This window comes from Pseudomonas sp. Colony2, from assembly GCF_019382755.1.
GTDB lineage: Bacteria > Pseudomonadota > Gammaproteobacteria > Pseudomonadales > Pseudomonadaceae > Aquipseudomonas.
The window spans coordinates 3,367,059-3,367,438 of the sequence record NZ_CP080030.1; the positions used below are offsets into that span (position 1 = coordinate 3,367,059).

Below are 380 nucleotides of genomic sequence, written 5' to 3' on the forward strand. Positions count from 1 at the left end.
GCCCACGATTCGGCAGTTCTCGTCGACTGCCTCAATCGGGTAGCTTGGGTTCAGCGGCTTCAGGAACAGCCGGCCGCCGTCGCTGACCAGTTTTTTGAAGGTCGCCTCGTTGCTGTCTGGGAGCTTGGCCACGACCAGCTTACCTGGTGCAACTTCAGCCTCAGTGTCCACCAGGATCAGAGTGCCCTCGGTGATGCTCTGACCGGCGGGGGCCGTCATCGAGTCACCTTTAACTGTCAGCCAGAACGCCGGGCCTTTAGAGTCGTACTCCGAAAACTCGTAGGTGTCCGAGATCCCGGCCGGGTAGGGCTCCACTGCTTCCGCCCAGGCGCCTGCAGCAACCCAGCTCACAACCGGGTAGCGGAATGATTTGGTGGGCT

1 protein-coding gene is annotated in these 380 nt (G+C 61.3%); it reads right to left on the reverse strand.

What is annotated here, in order from left to right:
- Window positions 1-380, reverse strand: a 380-nt coding sequence (locus JV201_RS13370; protein WP_219407059.1) for a LexA family transcriptional regulator, incomplete at both ends; no start/stop codon positions are given.